20 protein-coding genes are annotated in these 20,135 nt (G+C 37.4%); all 20 read right to left on the bottom strand.

All coding sequences use genetic code 11. The features are described from left to right. Window positions 1-291: 291 nt before the first annotated feature. The gene (locus BV906_RS07555; RefSeq protein WP_087972852.1) at window positions 292-2,565 is read right to left on the bottom strand and encodes an FtsK/SpoIIIE family DNA translocase; all 2,274 of its coding nucleotides are present in this window, start codon (window positions 2,563-2,565) and stop codon (window positions 292-294) included. Window positions 2,566-2,711: 146 nt separating this feature from the next. After that, a complete protein-coding gene (locus BV906_RS07560) occupies window positions 2,712-2,918 on the bottom strand; it encodes a YlzJ-like family protein (RefSeq protein WP_087972853.1) in 207 nt (68 codons plus the stop codon). Next, complete coding sequence (locus BV906_RS07565) at window positions 2,915-3,646, bottom strand: ClpP family protease (RefSeq protein WP_087972854.1); 732 nt, start codon at window positions 3,644-3,646, stop codon at window positions 2,915-2,917. The genes BV906_RS07560 and BV906_RS07565 overlap by 4 nt, the downstream gene beginning before the upstream one ends. Before the next feature lie 89 nt (window positions 3,647-3,735). Next, entirely contained in the window at window positions 3,736-4,602 is an 867-nt protein-coding gene (gene dapA / locus BV906_RS07570; protein WP_087972855.1) for a 4-hydroxy-tetrahydrodipicolinate synthase, read from the bottom strand. Between the two features lie 282 nt (window positions 4,603-4,884). Then, window positions 4,885-6,126, bottom strand: coding sequence for an aspartate kinase (dapG, locus tag BV906_RS07575; RefSeq protein WP_087972856.1), 1,242 nt, complete (start codon window positions 6,124-6,126; stop codon window positions 4,885-4,887). A 72-nt stretch (window positions 6,127-6,198) separates the two neighbouring features. Continuing rightward, entirely contained in the window at window positions 6,199-7,245 is a 1,047-nt protein-coding gene (asd, locus tag BV906_RS07580) for an aspartate-semialdehyde dehydrogenase (protein WP_087972857.1), read from the bottom strand. 193 nt (window positions 7,246-7,438) lie between these two features. Further along, the gene (gene dpaB / locus BV906_RS07585; protein ID WP_087972858.1) at window positions 7,439-8,029 is read right to left on the bottom strand and encodes a dipicolinate synthase subunit B; all 591 of its coding nucleotides are present in this window, start codon (window positions 8,027-8,029) and stop codon (window positions 7,439-7,441) included. Next, a complete protein-coding gene (gene dpaA / locus BV906_RS07590; RefSeq protein ID WP_087972859.1) occupies window positions 8,026-8,910 on the bottom strand; it encodes a dipicolinic acid synthetase subunit A in 885 nt (294 codons plus the stop codon). The genes dpaB and dpaA overlap by 4 nt, the downstream gene beginning before the upstream one ends. A 244-nt stretch (window positions 8,911-9,154) precedes the next feature. Continuing rightward, window positions 9,155-9,397 (bottom strand): YlmC/YmxH family sporulation protein, encoded by a 243-nt coding sequence (locus BV906_RS07595; protein WP_087972860.1) that lies wholly within the window; start codon window positions 9,395-9,397, stop codon window positions 9,155-9,157. Between the two features lie 152 nt (window positions 9,398-9,549). Beyond that, a complete protein-coding gene (locus BV906_RS07600; protein ID WP_087972861.1) occupies window positions 9,550-10,776 on the bottom strand; it encodes a M16 family metallopeptidase in 1,227 nt (408 codons plus the stop codon). A 40-nt stretch (window positions 10,777-10,816) separates the two neighbouring features. Beyond that, window positions 10,817-11,761: a polysaccharide deacetylase family protein gene (locus tag BV906_RS07605; RefSeq protein WP_087972862.1), complete on the bottom strand. Its 945-nt coding sequence runs from the start codon at window positions 11,759-11,761 to the stop codon at window positions 10,817-10,819. Window positions 11,762-12,048: 287 nt separating this feature from the next. Then, window positions 12,049-14,166: a polyribonucleotide nucleotidyltransferase gene (gene pnp, locus BV906_RS07610; RefSeq protein ID WP_087972863.1), complete on the bottom strand. Its 2,118-nt coding sequence runs from the start codon at window positions 14,164-14,166 to the stop codon at window positions 12,049-12,051. A 225-nt stretch (window positions 14,167-14,391) separates the two neighbouring features. Beyond that, window positions 14,392-14,661 (bottom strand): 30S ribosomal protein S15, encoded by a 270-nt coding sequence (gene rpsO / locus BV906_RS07615; RefSeq protein ID WP_087972864.1) that lies wholly within the window; start codon window positions 14,659-14,661, stop codon window positions 14,392-14,394. Between the two features lie 149 nt (window positions 14,662-14,810). After that, window positions 14,811-15,749 (bottom strand): bifunctional riboflavin kinase/FAD synthetase, encoded by a 939-nt coding sequence (locus BV906_RS07620; RefSeq protein WP_087972865.1) that lies wholly within the window; start codon window positions 15,747-15,749, stop codon window positions 14,811-14,813. 22 nt (window positions 15,750-15,771) lie between these two features. Further along, window positions 15,772-16,665 carry a tRNA pseudouridine(55) synthase TruB gene (gene truB, locus BV906_RS07625; RefSeq protein WP_087972866.1) on the bottom strand — a complete coding sequence of 298 codons (894 nt, stop codon included), beginning with the start codon at window positions 16,663-16,665 and terminating at the stop codon, window positions 15,772-15,774. 96 nt (window positions 16,666-16,761) lie between these two features. Beyond that, window positions 16,762-17,103 (bottom strand): 30S ribosome-binding factor RbfA, encoded by a 342-nt coding sequence (gene rbfA / locus BV906_RS07630; RefSeq protein ID WP_087972867.1) that lies wholly within the window; start codon window positions 17,101-17,103, stop codon window positions 16,762-16,764. Window positions 17,104-17,131: 28 nt separating this feature from the next. After that, window positions 17,132-17,410: a DUF503 domain-containing protein gene (locus tag BV906_RS07635; RefSeq protein ID WP_087972868.1), complete on the bottom strand. Its 279-nt coding sequence runs from the start codon at window positions 17,408-17,410 to the stop codon at window positions 17,132-17,134. Beyond that, window positions 17,407-19,539 (bottom strand): translation initiation factor IF-2, encoded by a 2,133-nt coding sequence (infB, locus tag BV906_RS07640; protein ID WP_087972869.1) that lies wholly within the window; start codon window positions 19,537-19,539, stop codon window positions 17,407-17,409. The genes BV906_RS07635 and infB overlap by 4 nt, the downstream gene beginning before the upstream one ends. A gap of 20 nt (window positions 19,540-19,559) precedes the next feature. Then, complete coding sequence (locus BV906_RS07645) at window positions 19,560-19,859, bottom strand: YlxQ family RNA-binding protein (RefSeq protein WP_087972870.1); 300 nt, start codon at window positions 19,857-19,859, stop codon at window positions 19,560-19,562. After that, window positions 19,849-20,130 carry an RNase P modulator RnpM gene (rnpM, locus tag BV906_RS07650; protein ID WP_087972871.1) on the bottom strand — a complete coding sequence of 94 codons (282 nt, stop codon included), beginning with the start codon at window positions 20,128-20,130 and terminating at the stop codon, window positions 19,849-19,851. Before rnpM ends, BV906_RS07645 begins: the two co-directional genes overlap by 11 nt. Window positions 20,131-20,135 lie beyond the last annotated feature (5 nt).

The following is a 20,135-nucleotide window of genomic DNA, read 5'->3' on the forward strand; positions in this document are numbered from 1 at the left end:
CCTGTCCTTTTTTTGGCAAATTTCATAAATTTTATTGCTTTTCAACCTTCGTAGATTCTATAAAGTGCGAACTAAGATAAGCAACTTAGGCACCGCTCTGGGAAATATACTTCGCGCATCCTAAGGCGGCTGGTGAGCCCCTTCATGCTGTCGCATTTCAGGGTCTCACCTATGCCTCTCTTCCCGTAGGAGTCTCCGTATATTTCCCAGAGCTGGTAAGAAAGTTGCTGACGACTATGGGGCAGATAACAACATTCTATGTGAAAACTAGCCTTTATTTTAAATTAAACATTACGAGGGTTGTTCCTCTGTCTGTTTAGTAATCAATACAGTACGAGGTTTACTGCCTTCATACGGGCCTACAATTCCTCTTGCCTCCATAGCATCAATTAACCGGGCTGCACGTGTATAACCAATCCTAAATCTCCGCTGAAGCATTGATACACTGGCAGTCTGCATTTCTGTAATCATTTGTACCGCATCATCATAAAGCTCATCATCCACTTCTTCAACCATTTCATTCGTTTCTTCTGGAATCATTTCTTCCTGGTAAGATGCTTTCTGCTGCTCAATACAATGGTCGACAATTCGTTCAACCTCTTCATCCGATAAAAATGCTCCTTGTACACGTGTTGGTTTGGATGAACCTACCGGCATAAACAGCATGTCTCCCCTACCTAGCAATTTCTCTGCTCCACCAGAATCAAGAATTGTCCTGGAGTCGGTTTGAGATGATACACTGAAGGCAATTCTTGATGGAATATTCGCTTTGATTACCCCAGTGATGACATCTACAGAAGGTCGCTGTGTGGCAATAATTAAATGTATCCCTGCAGCTCTGGCCATTTGAGCGAGTCTTGTAATCGAATCTTCCACATCATTGGAAGCAACCATCATTAAATCGGCTAGCTCATCTACCAGAACAACAATATATGGTAAATGGGGCTGTGTTTCTTCCGTTGTTAAGTTATATTTTCGAATATGTTCATTATATCCTTCTATGTTTCGTGTCCCTGTATCGGAAAATAAATCGTATCTTCTTTCCATCTCAGAAACTACCTTTTTCAATGCTCTGGAAGCTTTTTTTGGATCTGTGACAACCGGTGCCAACAGATGTGGAATTCCGTTATATACATTCAATTCTACTTTCTTCGGATCAATCATCATCATTTTTACTTCATGTGGTTTTGTACGCATTAGAATGCTAGTAATAATACCGTTCACACACACACTTTTCCCACTACCAGTAGCACCAGCAATCAGGAGATGTGGCATTTTATTTAGTTCTCCTACAACTGCTTCACCGGAAATATCTCTTCCTAATGCATAAAGTAGTTTGGATGTTTTATTATTCCATGTTTTATCCAATACTTCTCTGAGCGAAACCATCGCAATTTCCTTGTTAGGAACTTCAATACCAACAGCAGATTTACCCGGAATCGGTGCTTCTATGCGAATATCCTTTGCAGCAAGTGCCAACGCAATATCATCATGCAAACTGACAATCTTGCTTACTTTCACACCGGCTTCAGGAGAAACTTCATATTTTGTTACTGCAGGACCAACATGAACCTTTGTAATCTTTGCCTTAACATTAAAACTTTTAAATGTCCGTTCAAGCTTACGGACGGTTGCCTGAATTTGTGATTTTTCCTGCTGTTGTGGATTATGTGCAGGTTCGGCCAATAAATCAGGTGAAGGCAGCACATAGTCATGGTTCTCTGTAGCTGTCATTGGCATCGGTTGATCTACTACATCTTCTACAACTTTTTGCTCATTTACAGATTCATTTACTTCCACTTTTTCCATCTCTTGATTCGGTTCAGGTGTAGCATAGGCAATCTCTGTAAAATCATTTATTAATGGTTCATCATGCTCTGCACCTGGTCCAATCGTTTCCTCTTGAAGTACTTGTTTCTCTTCCCTATGCTGTTTCTTCTCTGCTCTAGCTTCTTTCCATTTCGTAAACTGTTTAGTCATCATTAATTTGACCTTGGCATAAAGTTTGGCGAAAATATCACCAATAGATAAATCAGTAATAAAAATAAGACCAATCAACATGGAAAAAACCGCAACAATTTTCGAACCGGCTAAAGAGAATAGATAATAACAGAATGTAAAAATAATCGCTCCTATCATTCCTCCACCGATTTGGACAGTAGTGCCTGTCCCGTTAATATACGCCAGAAAATTACTCCAAGTAGTTCCGATGATCGAAGAATTTTCAGCTGATACTAGTAAACTTTCAAACGTTTGAATATGAGTAAATAGTAATATTCCAGCAAAAAGAATATAGAAACCTACCATTTTTTTAGTCCAGAAATCCGGATACTTTCTTTTGACGAGTAAAAGCAGTCCAGTAATAAATAGAAAAACAGATGCAACAAAATACCAAATTCCTAGGAAAAATTGAAAGAAATACTCCAGCCAACCTGGTATTGCACCATCACTGATTGCACTTGCTCCACTTCCAAATATGGATAGAAAAATAAATAGTAGTCCTATTAGTTCCAATTTCAATAGCTTTGTTTGTTTTGCACTTTTTCTTTTTCTTTTTTTAGCCATTCTTTCACCTCTATCTATACCAGCATATACGATTAGTAAACCCTTGCCTTTTATTGGCAAGGGCATATACATGCAATTATATCATAAAGTGAAACTTATTTAGTAAGGATTTTCCATCATCGTTACTAAATGGTAAATGAGACGAATCAGTTTATGATTCTCCCAGGGGAAAAATCTGTGTTTAAAAAATCTTGGGGATCCGATGATAGCAATTGTTGTATCTGATAAGTTCCATCCTGTAGTCTTTCTGCATGGATTGTTCTGCCATTATACGTAACACTCGCTATTTTGTCGTATTCACTTAAATCCATTGGAAATATGTCGTTTTGTGCTAGTGGTGTGTACAGGATCATTGGACTTCACTTCCTTCTGAAGACGGACTCGTACCAATAAATTCATTTAACTTACTCATTGCATCTTTAACGCCACCTACTGCATCAATCAATCCGTACTCAACAGCATCTTTACCAATCACATTTGTTCCAATATCTCTTGTAAGATTTCCTTTTTCAAACATTAGATCTTTGAATTTCTCTTCTTTTATATTTGAATGCTCTACCACGAATTGAATGACTCGGTCCTGCATTTTATCAAGATATTCAAACGTCTGTGGCACCCCGATCACCAAACCTGTCAATCTTACTGGATGAATGGTCATGGTTGCAGAAGGTACTATGAATGAATAGTCTGTTGCAACAGCAATTGGCACTCCAATAGAATGACCACCACCAAGAACAATGGATACCGTTGGTTTTGAAATAGATGCGATCATTTCAGCAAGTGCAAGACCTGCCTCCACATCTCCACCAACAGTATTTAACAGGATAATCATTCCCTCAATTTTCGGATTCTGTTCAATCGCTATAAGTTGAGGCAGTAAATGTTCATATTTCGTTGTCTTATTTTGCGGCGGTAATTGCAAATGTCCTTCTACTTGACCAATAATGGAAAGGACATGAACGTTTGATTCAGGTGCCTGGGGTATATTGGACTGACCCAGTTGTTGAATTTTTTCAACCAAAGATGATGAATGTGGCTGATTATCCTGCTGTTGATTTTCTTTTTGATTTGAATTACTCATATTTTCGAACACTCCCTTTATGGCTTTGGCTATAAGGATAGTATGAACGTAAATATGCAAAAAATACCGGCTGATAGCAGCCGGTATTTTTACTTGTCTAAAAGACCCTTTAATTGATCCATTTCTTCATCTGTAAGCGGGATTAACGGTAATCGTACACTGCCTGTTTCAATCCCCTTCATTTGTAGCGCAGCTTTAACAGGTGACGGATTAGGTGCTAAGAATAGCCCATTCATAATCGGCAGAAGCTTACGGTGAATGGAGGCGGCTTCCATTGGCTTACCATCAAAAAAGTGGTTTACCATTGTTTTTATTTCATTTCCAATCACATGAGATGCAACGGAAATTATCCCATCTGCGCCTACTGAAAGCATCGGTAATGTTAATCCATCATCACCACTGTAAACCGTGAAATCATCATCAGTATTTTCAATGATTTCCGAGATCTGATCAAGATCACCACTAGCTTCTTTTACGGAAACAATATTATCAATCAAACTTAAATTAATAATTGTTTCTGCAGTCATATTAACTACCGAACGGCCTGGTATATTATAGAGCATAACCGGCAAATCAGTTACCTTGGCAATTGCAGCAAAATGTTCATACATTCCATGTTGACTTGGTTTATTGTAATATGGTGTAACAAGCATAATTGCATCCACACCACAAATTTGCGCTTCTTCCGTCAATTTTATCGACGCAGCAGTATTATTATTACCTGTACCAGCGATGACAGGCACCCTTCCATTAACTTGCTGAACTACATGCTTATATAACTTGATTTTCTCATCCATCGTTAATGTAGGAGATTCACCAGTAGTTCCAGCTATTACTAAACCATCTGTCCCATTATCAAGCAAATATTCAACAAGAACACTTGTTTGTTCAATATCTAATTTACCATCATTATCAAATGGGGTGACCATTGCGGTCAACACTCGCCCAAAATTCATTCTTGATCACCTTTCTTTTATAGAGGATGTTCAAAAAGTCCGGTAAAAATGACGCTTCGAGAAAGGGGGCCTTCGACTAAGTTCCGACACGTCCTGTGTCGAACGTCGAAGTCACCACCTCCTATGGAAGCTCGTTAGCTTGCTTTTCCTTTTCTCACGTATTAATTGAATACGTTCCGATACTCAGGATCTACGCTGCCTCGAACTTCTCGTTCCTTTTTATCCATCTTTTTGAACACGCACTTATAGGGTTGTTCAAAAGGTAGTTTACATTGAACACCTTTAAGGCTTTAATTCACTCGTTTCAGTCATATTACCGAGACCAAAGACATCATGCAATGCGTTTACTGCTGTAATTAATTCATTAGAATGCACGAGAACCCAAATGGTTGTATGACTATCCGCTGACTGTAATATTTGAACACCAGCATTTGTCAATGCTTGAACAATTTTTGAAGCAACTCCAGGGACACCAGTCATACCTGCACCTACTGCCGAAACCTTAGCACACCCTTCCGTAATTTCCGGATGAAATCCTAGAACTTCAAGAATGTTAACCGCCTTTTCTGTTTGGGATTCAGGCACTGTATAGACGACACCTTTAGGAGATATATTAATAAAATCAACCGATATCCCAGCTTCTGCCATCGCCTTGAACACTTCTGATTGCAATCGATATGCAGATTCTTTTGTTTGTACTTTAATTTGTGTAATGGAAGATATATGCGCAATACCAGTGATCATTCTATCAGGAATGTCCACTCCCATTTCAGTAACTCTTGATGAAGTAACCAGTGTTCCCAACTCCTCAGAATAAGTTGATCTTATACGCATGGGTATCTTACCTTGCATTGCAATTTCTACTGCCCGTGGATGGATCACTTTCGCACCCTGGTATGCTAAATTACAGATTTCATTGTATGTGACAACATCCAGTGGGCGAGCGGTTTTCACCACTTTCGGGTCGGCAGTCATGATTCCATTCACATCTGTAAATATTTCAATCCGTTCTGCAGATAATGCAACACCAAGCGCAGCAGCACTTGTGTCACTGCCGCCTCGGCCAATTGTAGTAATCTCACCAGTTTGGCTTTGTCCCTGGAAACCGGCAACAACTACGACATCATTTTTTTCAAATTCTTTAAGGATACGCGCTGGATTTACTTCCTTTATTTTTGCTTTGGTAAAGTCCTCTGTTGTTATAAAACCTGCCTGTGCTCCGGTTAAAGCAACTGCTGTAATATGATTTTTTTGAAGTTCATTGGATAGAACGACAGAAGAAATTATTTCGCCACATGACATTAGCAAATCCAGTTCGCGTTTGGTGTTTTTATTGGCAGGAAAGTCAACTAAACTCAATAATGTATCTGTTGCATAGGGATCTGGTTTTCTCCCCAATGCAGATACGACGACTACGAGTTTGTAATCCTTTACCAATGCATCTTTAATATGTTTTATTACATGTTCCCTATTTTCTTCTGATTGAACAGAAGTTCCACCAAATTTTTGAACTAATACTTGCATTCTAACACCTCTATTATTACCGGATACCATATGTTCAACCAATCATCATGATTGATTTTCTGAACATTCTTTTTATAACCAATTATTTTTAGTTAATGATTGTGCAATTTGTACTGTATTCCATGCTGCACCCTTAAGAAGGTTATCTGAAACTATCCATAAATGAAAACCATTGGGATTATCAAGATCTTTGCGGACACGACCAACAAAAACATCTTCTTTATCTGCTGCACTTAATGGTGTTGGATATTCTTGAGCATCTGGATTATCTTGAAGTACAATACCATCGGCTGCTTCCAATACTTTCCATAAATCTGCAACTTCTACTCCATCTTGTTCTACTTCAATATAAACACTTTCAGCATGGGAAGTAAAGAATGGCAAACGAACACAAGTCGCTGCAACAGAGATAGCTTCATCATGCATAATTTTTTTTGTTTCATTGATCATTTTCATTTCTTCAAATGTATAGCCATTATCCCCAAAAACGTCGATTTGTGGAAGTGCATTAAATGCAATCGGATAATGCTTCTCATCGCCTGAAACAGGAAGGAGATTTGCTTCCATCTCTTCTTCATTTAAAAATTGTTGTGCCTGTACTTTTAATTCGTTAGTTGCTTCTGCACCAGCACCAGATACAGCCTGATAGGTTGAAACAATAATTCGATTCATTCCAAATGATTTTTTAATCGGATGTAATGCTGCAACCATCTGAATCGTTGAGCAGTTTGGGTTTGCGATAATTCCTTTATGATTTGCTATATCCTCACTATTAACTTCTGGTACAACCAATGGAACGTTCTCATCCATACGATATGCACTTGTATTGTCAATTACAACGGCACCATGTTTCACAGCTTCAGGCGCAAGCTCCTTGGAAATAGAACCTCCTGCAGAAAACAGTGCAATATCTACTCCCTGAAAACTATCTGGCGTTGCTTCCTCAACCGTTATTTCTTTATTGCCAAATAGTAACTTCTTACCTGCAGACCTTTTTGATGAGAGCAATTTCAATTCATTTATAGGGAAATTCTTTTTTTCTAGTAATTTCATTATTTTTTGTCCAACTGCTCCTGTTGCTCCAACAACTGCAACATTGTATGCTGTTTTTATTGTCATTTTAATGACTCCCTTCAGAAATGATAAATAATTCACTTATAGAGGATATTTAAAATTCCGGTAAAAAGAAATATCGAATTCCGCCCGAATGCTTGCTTTTCCATTACTTAGGAGTTTTTCCGCCTCGAACTTATCGGTACTTTTTTATCCTTCTTTTTAAACACGCACTTATAGTTGTTTATTTTAACATATTTTAAGAGAGATAAGGAACAATAATAGGTTGAAGTTGTTTTCCATTTAAAGCAGATTCTACACTTTCCAATAAATAATCTAATTTTGCGGTCATTGAATTTGGCTTATTATAAGGATCATCCTGACCAAATGGGATAAAATAAATATTTTTACTGTTCATTAATTTGATTAAATTTGAGCCATTTAAACCGAGTGCGTCGTTCGTAGTTACACCAAGTAATACAGGATGCTGATTTCTTAGAGTTGATTTAGCCGCCATAAGTACCGGATTATCAGTAAGTGCATTTGCTAACTTACTTAGTGAATTTCCTGTAAGTGGAGCAATAATCATACAATCTAATGGGTTTTTCGGTCCGAACGGTTCGGCATCCGGAATGGTTCTAACTGCCTTTTTACCTGTAATGTTTTCCAGTTTCTCGATATGATCGGAAGCTTTGCCAAATTTTGTGTCTGTGTTTTGAACCGTATAGGAGACGATTGGAATAACTTCGGCCTTTTCCATTACAAGTTTTTCTATTTGAGGAAAAATCTGACTGTGTGTATGATGGGACCCTGTCATGCCAAAACCAATTCGTTTTCCCGTAAGACTCATAACGATTCCCTCTTTTCCTCTAAAATTTGTGTGATGACATCAGCAAGTATTTTCCCTGCTGTTCTTGGTGCTACAATCCCTGGAAGGCTTTTCGCCAAAATTGCTTTTATACCCCGTTTTTTGGCATAGTCAAAGTCCGTTCCACCAGGTTTGGACGCCAAATCAATAATGATCCCATTTGTTGGAAGATTTTGTATCGCTTCTTCTGTAACAATTGGAGCAGGTATCGTATTTATCAACACATCACAGTTATCCGTATAATCAGAAAGCTTTTCCAAGGGAATTGCATTCAGGCCCATTTCTGTAATTCTTGCCAAATCACGAATACTTCTTGCACATACAGATACTTTTGCACCTAATGCTGAGAATTTATTTGCTACTGTATTTCCAACACGTCCGAATCCTGTCACAATTACTTGTGAAGAATGTATCGTATGATCTGTATGCTCAAACGCCATCATGATTGCACCTTCTGCAGTAGGGATTGAATTATAGATGGCAACATCATCCCTATTCAATAGCGGGATTAAGCTAACGCCCGCATCACTGGTAGCTGAAGATAGATAGTCATTAGTTATTCCAGTGAAAACCATCGATGATTTCTTCATTTTTTTAAACCACTCTTTGTTCAGATTGACGATTTTATCAGAAAATACAGTTTCAATATCCCCATCCATATTTGTCCCTGTAATTGGAAGGATAACAACATCTAATTTTGATTGATCCAAGTCTTCCAAATCAATTTGATTAAGTTCCGTAAATCCTTGTTCCAGTTTGTCAAACCCAACAAGTGTAATCTTAGTATCAGGTAAATTTTTCAACTGTCTGATCAGTTCCAAATATCGTCCATCTCCACCAATTACAGCTATTAATTGATTCATTTTTATTTTTACCTCCAGACATACAATTCCTATCAAAACAAACACTTTTAATCATTTTCTTTATAGCTTATGTGATACCACCCTAGGAGTGAGTGTCAGATTAAAAAAATATGAAAAAAGGCTAATATCATTATGTGATATTAGCCTTTTTTCTAGGTCAGTACATATAAAATTTTTTAACTACTATCTACTGTAGTTGGAGGACAATATATCGCTCACTGGGGCACAATTTCTAGCGCTTTACTTAATCGAGTTGATTTGTTTCAATCATAATCATATCTTCGCCTATTTTTTTAATGGAGTTCCAGCGTATTTTCGTTTCTTCTCCCTCTTTCACTAACCCAAACCATTTGTAATTCGGTATGATAAATGATTCAATTTGTCCGGTTACTTCATCAATTTCCAAATCTGTCTGACCCAGAACCCCTAGTCGTGTACCCTCATTTACATTGATGATTTCTTTGTCACTCATCTCTCTGAATCGCATGTATCCGCCCTCCTGCATTTGCCTATACTTCATATATATGTGGGAGCTGTAGAACTAATGTATAAATATGGTGTTTGAATAATACTGAGAGGTCGTATTATACAAATAAAAGCAGGCTTTCAAATCTTTTCCGGTTTGAAAGCCCGCCTTTTTTAATTCGTAATAGCCGGTGCGATTAATGCACTTGAAGGTGAATTATCGAAAACTTGCTTAATGACTTGTTTAATAGAGTCATGATTTACTGCATCAATTTCCCGAATGACCTCATCCAATGTCCGATGCCGTTTAAGCAATAATTCATTTCTGCCATTTCTGGACATTCTGCTGTTTGTACTTTCCAAACCAAGCATTAAACTTCCTTTCAGCTGTTCCTTACTGTTTCGTAGTTCTTTCTCTGAAAGGCCATCTTTTATTAATATATCCAAAGTTGTTCTTACCGTATCCCTTAAGAGTGGCAACTGTTCTTTTCCAGTACCAGCATAGATTGTTAGTAGTCCATTATCAAGGAATGTAGAATGATATGAAAAAACAGAATAGGCAAGCCCTTGTTTTTCTCGAATATCCTGAAACAATCTGGAACTCATACTTCCACCAAGAACATTATTCATAATTACAAGACTATAAATATTTTCATCCCCCTGAGAAAGTCCGTTAAACCCTAAGCAAAGATGTGCCTGTTCCGTATCTTTATTTCGCTCAATTGATTCAGCAATAAAAGTCGGTTTTACAATCGCATGATTATCTTTTGCTGTCGATTCATATTTGCCAAAGTAACCTTCAACAGTGTTAATAAAGGATTCTTCCACATTCCCAGCTATGGAAACAACTACATTATCTGGTCTATAACGTTGCGATATATATTCCCTAAGCAGGGTCGGTGTGAACGTTTTTAAATGTTCTTCCGTTCCTAGGATGGGATAACCCAATGGATGCTCCCCATAGGATGCTTTTGCCAATAAGTCGTGGACAATATCATCTGGTGTATCATCATACATTTTTATTTCTTCATATACTACTTTCTTTTCCCGTTCCATTTCCTCTTCATCAAAAGTAGAGTTAAAGAACATGTCTGCTAATATTTCCAATGCGTAATCTTTATGGGTATCCAATACTTTCGCATAAAAACAAGTATACTCTTTTGATGTGAATGCATTAATTTGACCACCAATGGAATCAAATGCTTCAGCAATATCCTGTGGAGAACGAGTTTTCGTCCCTTTAAAAAACATATGTTCCAAGAAATGAGAAATTCCATTATTTTCGACAGTTTCATTTCTCGAGCCGGTAAGGACCCATATACCAATTGTCACTGACCGGACTGCTGGTATCTTTTCTAATACAATACGTAAACCATTCTTGCTTATATGCTTATCTATCAATATTTTCCCTCCTAATATACTCGAAAAACGTTCTGGATTACTATCTTTCTTCACTGAGAAGTAAATCAATCGTACTTATTTTGTATCCGTTTTCTTTAATTATTTCTATTAACTGATTTAGTCCATTTGCAGTTGATGAAGTTGGATGCATGAGAACTGTTGCACCAGGATGAAGTTTTTCTTTTACCTGGTTAAGCATAACAGAAACGGATGGGTTCTTCCAATCAATCGTGTCAACGGTCCATAGAATGGTTTCCATATTTAAATTATCAGCAATCTGTACTACCCGATCATTATAACTTCCGCTTGGAGGTGCAAACCATGTTGGTTTCTTGCCTGTAATTGCCGTTAATATTTGGTTTGTCTGATCAATTTGCTCCACACTTTCTTGTTCTGATAATCTTGCCATATCTGGGTGGTTATATGCATGATTTCCAATCACATGTCCTTGTTCATCAATCATCTTCACAAGTTCCGCGTTTTCTTTGCCCCATTTTCCTTCAATAAAGAATGTTGCTTTAACTTTGTTTTCCTTTAATATACTTAGCATTTCTGGAATATATTCTTCTCCCCACGAAACATTGATTAATAATGCTACCATCTCTTTTTCCGGATGGCCGCGATAAATTGGAGAAGCTGGTAAATCCTTCAAAGTAATTTCAGGTGGTATTTCTTCATAAACCAACAAAGACTCATCATACGCGCCATTGCCCTTCATTTTTTCATAAGATTTTTCCACATTGACTCTTAAACCATTTCTACCCGCAGTCTTTTTCCACACCTTATCAATATATGCATTCTGAGGTTGCTCAAAAAAGACGTTACTATTATCTTCAATTTCCATATATAACGCATCACTTTGAACAGCAGTCTGTGTGTCCATTACAGTTGGATTGATTTCAAATGGATTGTATTCTATATCAAACACTGTAACAACCAAAATTAAAAAAACAAATAAATTAACATACTTTCGATAATTACCCATCCATACCCCTCCCCATACATTTCTATGCACAAAAAGGACAAGTATGAATATCAAAACAAAAGCGGAGTGGGCTTGCCCAGGGACGGAGGGCATAGATAAGGGACCGCAGAGCACACGTTTTTTCGTGCTCGGAGTGTCCATTAACTATGCTCCGTAGTCCCTAGCCCACGCAGCTAGACGATTTCAAAAGCGGAGGCAAGTGGTCAGAAGTTCAGACGCAAACAGGGGAGTTTAAGCAAAAAAAAGAAACTGGTTTATCAGCTTCTTTTAGTCTATATGAATTTAATTTATTGTTGTTTCGCTTTTTCAGCTCTTTCCTTTTCTTCCAGAATAACAGCTTTACGGGAAAGATTAACACGTCCCTGACGGTCTACTTCTTTAACCTTAACCATTAATTGGTCACCAATGGAAACTACATCTTCCACTTTATTAGTACGTTCTTCAGCCAATTCGGAAATGTGTACTAAACCATCTTTTCCCTTAAATAATTCGACAAATGCTCCGAATTTTTCAATACGTTTAACAGTTCCCATGTACATTTGACCGACTTCAACTTCCCGTACAAGATCTTCAATGATTTTTTTCGCCTTATCATTCATAGAAGAATCGATAGATGAAATAAACACACTACCATCTTGTTCGATGTCAATCTTAACACCTGTTTCATCAATAATTTTATTGATTTGCTTTCCACTCGGTCCAATAACATCGCGAATTTTGTTCGGGTTAATAGACATTGTAAGGATCTTAGGTGCAAACTCGGAAAGCTCCTGTTTAGGCTGATTTATTGTAGCTAGCATCGATTCGAGAATCTGCATACGTCCTTTTTTAGCTTGAATTAATGCTTCTTCAAGAATTTCTCTTGATAAACCGTCTATTTTAATATCCATTTGTAATGCTGTAACACCTTGAGCTGTTCCGGCAACTTTAAAATCCATATCACCTAAAGCATCTTCCATACCTTGTATATCAGTTAAGATTGTATAATCTTCACCGGATTTCACAAGACCCATCGCAATTCCCGCTACCGGTGCTTTAATTGGTACTCCAGCGTCCATCATCGCCAATGTGCTGGCACAAATACTTGCTTGGGATGTAGAACCATTGGATTCCAATACTTCTGAAACCAAACGAATAGTATATGGAAAATCTTTATCATTTGGAACCACTTTTTCAAGTGCTCGTTCACCTAAAGCACCATGGCCAATTTCACGTCGACCTGGTCCTCTAATAGGTCCAGTTTCCCCTACACTATATTGTGGGAAATTATAATGATGCATAAATCGTTTAGACTCTTCTAGATCTAGACCATCCAGAATCTGAACATCACCTAACGCACCTAATGTACATATACTTAATGCTTGAGTTTGTCCACGTGTAAATAATCCTGAACCATGGGTACGAGGTAGGACAGTAATACGGGAGGATAGTGGACGTATTTCTTCTGGATTACGACCATCAGGACGTATTTTTTCTTTTGTAATCAATCTGCGTACTTCTTCTTTAACCATTTTATCTAGAATAGATTTAACTTGTTTAACTGTAGCTTGCTCTTCTTCTTCGTATGATTGTAGTACGCTTTCTTTAACATTGGAAATTGCTACATCTCTTGCATGTTTTTCTTGTACTTGAATCGCTTCAATCAATTTATCTTTTGCTTCAGATTCTACTTTAGCAGATAATTCTTCATCCAATTCAGATAATACTAAATCGAATTTTTCCACTCCAGCAGCTTTTACAATTTCCTCTTGGAATGCAACGATTCGTTTGATTTCTTCATGTCCGAACATAATTGCTTCCAGCATGACTTCTTCAGGCACTTCATCCGCACCCGCTTCTACCATGTTAATAGCATCTCTTGTACCCGCAACAGTTAATTCAATATCGCTATTTGCTTCCTGTTCAATTGTCGGGTTAATGATAAATTTCCCATCAACTCGTCCAACATTAACACCTGCAATTGGCTCTGCAAACGGAATATTAGAAATCGAGAGGGCAATGGATGATCCAATCATTGCAGCTATTTCAGATGGGCAATCTTGATCAACACTCATAACGGTGCTAATCACCTGTACTTCATTTCTAAAACCATCTGGGAACAGTGGTCTGATCGGACGGTCAATTAAACGGGAGGATAGAATTGCTTTTTCACTCGGACGACCTTCACGTTTAATGAATCCTCCAGGAATTTTACCAACCGCATATAATCTTTCTTCATAGTTAACGGTCAATGGGAAAAATGGTAGATCCTTTGGTTCTTTTGATGCTGTAGCTACAGACAGTACAGATGTATCGCCATAATGGACCATACATGCACCATTTGCCTGTTTTGCTAACTCCCCAATCTCAATAGTAAATTTCTTTCCAGAGATTTCTGTGGAGAATACTTGTTTTTCTTCTGCCATTAGTAATAGTGCTCCTTTCAATACAACATTCTCTCTTCATTTTATCGTCTATAAACATAAATGTACATTATTCGTCATACATTTCCTTACAGCTCGATTCCTTTCTTTAGAATAAACCATAGAACAAAAGGAATCAACTGCAAGTACATGCCCTAGTAGCTGTTATGTAAAAATAGTTGTCGAACATAATAGAAAAAGCAGGATTTCTCCTGCTTTTTAAGTAAATTATCGGCGTAAACCGAGCTTTTTAATTAATTCACGGTAACGAGTAACGTCATTATTACGAAGGTAAGTAAGTAAGTTACGACGTTTACCAACCATTTTCAAAAGACCACGGCGTGAATGATGATCTTTCTTATGAACACGTAAATGTTCGTTCAAAGCATTGATATCTTCAGTAAGTACAGCGATTTGTACTTCTGGAGAACCAGTGTCAGTGTCGTGAACTTTGTATTCATTAATGATTTCATTCTTACGTTCTTGTGTTATAGCCATCTGGCGCACCTCCTGGTAAAATTATTATAGCCCCAATCTCCTAGCATTCGTCGGAGTTACGATTTGCCAAGGGATGGTTTTATGTTTATAAGCATAACGCTTCTTGTAAAAAAAATCAAGTCCAAACATTTTAAGTCTTGTATAGTTATTTACTTGGAAAAGTAAGCTCTAATATTTTGCTCATCCAATGCCAGTTGGGTTATTAGAGCATCTACACTGTCATATTTCTCTTCTTCTCTCATATATTTAAACCATTCCACAGTTAACTCTTCTCCATACAGATCATTATTATAATCGAAAATATTTATTTCTATAGAGAGATCCTTTCGATCTGCCGTAAAAGTAGGATTTGTACCGATGTTTGCCATTCCTTCATGAACTTCATTTTTATAAATAACACGTACGGCATAAATTCCTGGTCTCGGCAGCAATACATCCTCATACAATTCAAGGTTTGCGGTCGGGTAACCCATTTCTCTTCCACGCTGATCCCCTTTAACCACAACCCCGCTGAACCTTAAAGGTCGACCAAGCAATTCATTGGCTTCATCTATCCTGCCACTTTTTAACAGCTCCCGAATTCTTGTCGAACTGATTTTATCATTTTCCAATGTAACTTTATCAATGGTTGTATAACTTAATCGATCACGGGTAAACGATTTTATATTTTCCATATTACCCTTTCCTTTATATCCAAAGGAATAATCAAATCCAGCTACAAGGTGTTTGATATTTAAACCAATAATAAAATGATCAATGAATTCCTGTGGAGATAATTGAGATAGTTCCTTATTAAACTTTATAATGTACAAACGGTCAACCTGGAGATTTTCTAGGCGCTCCTGTTTCTGTTTCATCGGTGTTATATATTTTACATGCCCTACTTCTTTTTTTAGAACTACGGAAGGATGGGGATGGAATGTAATGACAGCACTATCCATACTTCTCACTTCAGCTTCTCTAACAGCAGTATTTATAACTTCTTGGTGTCCTTTATGTATGCCATCAAAAAAACCGATCGCACAAACTGTCTCTGGTAGGTCTTCCACTCCTAACGTATGTGGATATGTCAATTCGATTGTTCTCACAATTATTCACCTGCACTTTTTGTCATTCACTGAAAACTCGAACTGGTTTTATTTGTTCCGCTTTTTCAGGATGTTGTTGATAGATTGCTAATAATTTTCCATGATGCATAACTACAAATGGATCTGTATCAAGCTTCATCTCGGGTCTTGGCAACTTTTGACCATTCATTACTTTGTTTTTTGTTTCTTCATCGACTGGAAGTATATCCAGATGGTTAATTCCTTCTATTATTGGCTTGAGTAATTGACTTTGTTCATTTCTTTCAATTGCTTCTTCTATAGTAGCAAATGTTACTGTATTTTTCTCGGAAAATGAACCAGTTTCGGTCCGAACAAGTGAAGACATATGTGCTGGAAAACCTAATTCTTTTCCGATATCTACACAAAGGGTGCGAATATATGTACCTTTTGAACAAACAATTTTCATGCGAATTGTATAATTCGATGGATCATAGGACAATTTATCAAGTTCATAAATCATTACTTCTCGTTTCGGTCGTTCCACTTCTTCATTCGCTCTAGCATATTCATAAAGCTTTTTCCCATTGACTTTTACCGCAGAATACATTGGAGGCGTTTGGACAATTTTCCCTTTAAAAGATTGGATGACGGAATTAATCTCCGCTTCAGAAGGCATACTGTTGATTTCCTTTTGCTCTACAACACTGCCATGTGCATCCTCGGTAACTGTTGCAGAACCAAGCTTTAATTCAGCGATATACGTTTTTCTCGTATCTGTGAGAAAAGGTACAATTTTGGTTGCCTGTCCAATACAGATTGGTAAAACACCCTCAACTTCTGGATCAAGTGTACCGGTATGTCCAACCTTTTTTGTTTTAAAATATCTGCGGCATTTCATAACACAATCATGTGATGTAAACCCTTTTGGCTTCCATAATGGCAAGATACCATCCATCTGATCAACCTCCATTTGATAGTAATTATATGATTCCGGCATGGAAAAAAATCTGACCCGTTATATTTGCTGATAATAGGTCAGATTGCCATAATATTATTTATTTAAGTCTCTCAAAATCGTATCAATTCTGCTTCCATATTCAAAAGCATCATCAAATTCAAAAGTCAACTCCGGTGTTTTCCGTAGTCGTATACGGCTACCAATTTCGGAACGGATAAATCCTTTTGCCTTAGTAAGCCCCATTAACGTATCCTGCTTTTTCTTCTCATCTCCTAAAACAGATATGAAGACCTTTGCTTGTTGGAGATCTCCAGAAACTTCAACATCTGTAACTGTAACAAAGCCCACTCTTGGGTCTTTAATTTTACGAGTCAGTATATCACCTAACTCTTTTTTCATTTGTTCTGCTACACGGTTTGCTCTTAATTCAGCCATTTTATTCACCTCAGTTAAATGAGATTTATTATAATCTCTCCACATTTGTTATCGTACGTTCAAGCTCTGTATATTCGTCTATAATATCCAAGGCCTTGGTGATTACCTTTTCAGCATGTATATAATCCGTGGATATTGTAACGATACCAATTTTAGTCCGCTGCCACAAATCATGATAATCAAGCTCTGTGACAGCGACATTAAAATTGTTTTGCAACTTTGCGAATAACTTTTTCATTACAGAACGCTTTGCTTTCAGTGAATGTCCCTCATACATGATACACTCTACCTCAGCATATATAATCATTTGCGTTTGATTTCTTCCATGACAAAGGCTTCGATGATGTCGCCCTCTTTAATATCGTTAAAGTTGGCGATTGTTATACCACATTCATAATTAGTAGCGACTTCTTTCACATCATCTTTAAAACGTTTCAGTGCTAATAATTCCCCTTCATAGAGAACAACACCGTCTCGGATTAGTCTAACACCCGCATTACGAGTGATTTTACCTTCTATTACATAGCTTCCTGCAATCGTACCAATTTTAGAAACCTTAAATATTTCCCGAACCTCTGCCTGACCGATTACTTTCTCCTCAAATTCAGGATCCAGCATTCCTTTCATAGCTGACTCTATTTCTTCAATAGCACTGTAAATTACTCTGTGGAGACGGATATCCACCTTTTCTGATTCTGCTGCATTTTTAGCATTCACATCTGGGCGAACATTAAAACCAATTACAATTGCACTTGATGCTGAAGCAAGAATGATATCAGACTCTGTAATTGCTCCCACACCCGTATGGATGATTTTAATATTGACACCTTCCACTTCTATCTTACGTAAAGATGCTGCAAGTGCCTCAACGGAACCTTGAACATCTGCTTTTACAATGATATTCAGTTCTTTCATTTCACCTTGTTTTATCTTTTCAAATAAGTCCTCTAAACTAACGGTAGATTGTTCACCACGATTTGCAACAATGTGCTTCTGCTGACGTGCCTCACCAATTTGGCGAGATTTCTTCTCATCAGCAAAAACGAGGAATTGATCCCCTGCTTGCGGAACATCATGTAATCCGGTGATTTCAACTGGTGTTGAAGGTCCAACCTCATTAACACGTTTACCGATATCATTTACCATTGCACGAATACGGCCATACGTATTTCCAACTACGATTGGATCCCCAACATGCAATGTTCCATTTTGTACAAGCAATGTCGAAACAGATCCTCTTCCTTTGTCCAGTTGAGCATCAATTACAGTACCCGAAGCATGTGCATTTGGATTTGCTTTTAATTCCTCTACTTCAGCAACTAGTTGAATCATTTCCAGCAAATCATCGATTCCTTCATCTTTAATCGCGGATATATTAACAAAAATAGTGCTTCCGCCCCAATCTTCAGGAATTAGTTGATATTCTGTCAATTCTTGCATGACACGGTCAGGATTTGCTGCTTCCTTATCCATTTTATTTACAGCAACAATAATTGGTACTTCCGCTGCTTTAGCATGATTGATTGCTTCAACTGTTTGTGGCATTACGCCGTCGTCTGCTGCAACAACAAGGATTGCAATATCTGTAACCTGTGCACCACGTGAACGCATGCTTGTGAACGCTGCGTGACCTGGTGTATCCAGGAACGTGATTTTCTTACCGTCATTTTCAACTTGATATGCACCAATATGTTGTGTAATACCACCAGCTTCTCCTGAGGTTACTTTCGTTTGGCGAATAGAATCAAGCAAAGTCGTTTTACCATGGTCAACATGTCCCATAATAGTAACAACAGCTGGACGTTCGATTAAGTTTTCTTCTTTATCTTCCTCGATATATTTATCAAAATCAGTATCTTCCAATATGATTTCCTTTTCTACTTCAACATCGAATTCACTACAAATCAACTCAACGGCATCATCATCTAAATCCTGATTTTTAGTAGCCATTACGCCCATAAACATTAACTTCTTAATTAGTTCGGCAGACTCCTTATTTAACTTGGAAGCAAGGTCACTTACTGTTAATGTATCACTATACGTAATTTTTTTCGGTGTTTCTTTAACAATCTTTTGTTCTACTGGCTGATTTCCCTTTTTAGGACCTTTTTGTTTTTTATTCTTATTGTTGTTCGTATGGTTTGGTTTATTTTGCTGACCATTATTTCTTGAACCGGAATTTTGTTTTCCGCTCTTTGCTGGCTGATTTGGTTTATTTTGATTATTGGATGTTGTTTGTTTTGTATTATTGTTTGTTGCAGGTTTCGATTGTTTGGCTTTCGCGATGAATTTTTCATCCAATTTTTTCGCCGTATCATCTGATATTGTTGACATATGGTTTGAAACTTCTACATTTAAAGTAGTTAAATAATTGATTACATCTTTACTTGTTATATTGTTTTGTTTTGCATATTCATATACACGCATTTTACTCATACGTTCACCCCCGAATTTGATTACCCAAGTAACGATTTAATCTTAGCAGCAAAACCTGCATCCAAGATAGCAATAGCTACTCTTTGGGACTTTCCAATTGCATCCGATATTGTTTCTCGATCATCTACAATTAAATATGGTACCTCATAATAGTTACATTTGTTTGTTAGTTTTTTCTTCGTTTGTGGTCCAATGTCACTTGCCAGTAAAACTAGTTTGGCCTTATTTGAGCGTATATCTCTTAAAATTAACTCTTCCCCTAGTGTACATTTCCCTGCACGTTGAGCGAGACCAAGCAAATTTAAATAATTATTTTTCATTGTGTTTACCACTAATAATTTGTTTTAACTCTTCATAGATGGAAGCATCCACTTCGACATTCAGTGTACGGCCAAGCACATTCGATTTTTCCGCTTTCCGAATTACATCAAGATCACGGGATAAATAGGCCCCCCTACCATTCTTCTTGCCAGTAGGGTCAACAAAGACTTCTCCTTCTTTGTTTCGAACAACGCGAATTAGACTCTTTTTAGGTTTCATTTCATTCGTAATTACACATTTTCTTTCCGGTATCTTTTTATTTTGCACCATTTTTA

It is taken from the genome of Oceanobacillus rekensis, from assembly GCF_002153375.1.
Classification (GTDB): Bacteria; Bacillota; Bacilli; order Bacillales; family Amphibacillaceae; genus Oceanobacillus; species Oceanobacillus rekensis.

Coding starts and splice junctions, on each gene's coding strand:
- rbfA (WP_087972867.1), bottom strand. CDS start 17,103: ATGGCTGAATTAAGAGCAAACCGTGTAGCAGAACAAATGAAAAAAGAG.
- rnpM (WP_087972871.1), bottom strand. CDS start 20,130: ATGGTGCAAAATAAAAAGATACCGGAAAGAAAATGTGTAATTACGAAT.
- dapG (WP_087972856.1), bottom strand. CDS start 6,126: ATGCAAGTATTAGTTCAAAAATTTGGTGGAACTTCTGTTCAATCAGAA.
- BV906_RS07555 (WP_087972852.1), bottom strand. CDS start 2,565: ATGGCTAAAAAAAGAAAAAGAAAAAGTGCAAAACAAACAAAGCTATTG.
- asd (WP_087972857.1), bottom strand. CDS start 7,245: ATGACAATAAAAACAGCATACAATGTTGCAGTTGTTGGAGCAACAGGA.
- BV906_RS07645 (WP_087972870.1), bottom strand. CDS start 19,859: ATGAAAAATAATTATTTAAATTTGCTTGGTCTCGCTCAACGTGCAGGG.
- BV906_RS07565 (WP_087972854.1), bottom strand. CDS start 3,646: ATGAGTAATTCAAATCAAAAAGAAAATCAACAGCAGGATAATCAGCCA.
- BV906_RS07560 (WP_087972853.1), bottom strand. CDS start 2,918: ATGATCCTGTACACACCACTAGCACAAAACGACATATTTCCAATGGAT.
- dpaA (WP_087972859.1), bottom strand. CDS start 8,910: ATGAATCAATTAATAGCTGTAATTGGTGGAGATGGACGATATTTGGAA.
- BV906_RS07635 (WP_087972868.1), bottom strand. CDS start 17,410: ATGATTATATATGCTGAGGTAGAGTGTATCATGTATGAGGGACATTCA.
- BV906_RS07595 (WP_087972860.1), bottom strand. CDS start 9,397: ATGCGATTCAGAGAGATGAGTGACAAAGAAATCATCAATGTAAATGAG.
- rpsO (WP_087972864.1), bottom strand. CDS start 14,661: ATGGCTATAACACAAGAACGTAAGAATGAAATCATTAATGAATACAAA.
- truB (WP_087972866.1), bottom strand. CDS start 16,665: ATGGATGGTATCTTGCCATTATGGAAGCCAAAAGGGTTTACATCACAT.
- pnp (WP_087972863.1), bottom strand. CDS start 14,166: ATGGCAGAAGAAAAACAAGTATTCTCCACAGAAATCTCTGGAAAGAAA.
- dapA (WP_087972855.1), bottom strand. CDS start 4,602: ATGAATTTTGGGCGAGTGTTGACCGCAATGGTCACCCCATTTGATAAT.
- BV906_RS07605 (WP_087972862.1), bottom strand. CDS start 11,761: ATGGGTAATTATCGAAAGTATGTTAATTTATTTGTTTTTTTAATTTTG.
- infB (WP_087972869.1), bottom strand. CDS start 19,539: ATGAGTAAAATGCGTGTATATGAATATGCAAAACAAAACAATATAACA.
- dpaB (WP_087972858.1), bottom strand. CDS start 8,029: ATGAGTCTTACGGGAAAACGAATTGGTTTTGGCATGACAGGGTCCCAT.